We start from the raw sequence: 387 nt of genomic DNA, 5'->3' as shown, positions 1-387 counted from the left end.
GATCGCGACCAGATTCGACAAGCTCGCCGACCGGTACCGCGCTGGCGTCGTCCTGGCCGCGCTGATCCTCTGGCTCCGCGAACCAGCCAGATGATCATTTGTCAGACAGGCTCTAGCACGCGGGGCTTGTACTCGACCAGCTGGATGCGGCCGTCGAAGGTGCGGTGCTCGATCGTCTGGAGGGCAACGTCCGGATAGCCGTCGTAGATGCGTTCCTCGCCCGTGGCCCCGGTGATCACCGGGAACATGACGACCCGAAAGCGGTCGACGAGTCCGGCTCGTAGCAGGGACCGGCAGAGGCTGAGGCTGCCGATCGTGCTGAGGGGCCCCGAGCCGCTCGACTTCATGGCGCGGACCGCATCGACAGCGTCGTCGCGTACGACCGTG

The 387-nt window shown here is 66.4% G+C and carries 1 protein-coding gene; it reads right to left on the bottom strand.

Features of this window, described 5'->3' with window-relative positions:
- Positions 1–101: 101 nt before the first annotated feature.
- A partial coding sequence (locus G3I71_RS49750; protein WP_164325595.1) for a dihydrofolate reductase family protein occupies positions 102–387 on the bottom strand: 286 nt, incomplete at its 5' end.

The sequence above is a fragment of the Streptomyces sp. SID12501 genome, assembly GCF_010550245.1.
Classification (GTDB): Bacteria; Actinomycetota; Actinomycetes; order Streptomycetales; family Streptomycetaceae; genus Streptomyces.
Note: the sequence above shows the minus strand (reverse complement) of the source record. Positions and strands in the feature narration are given on the sequence as shown.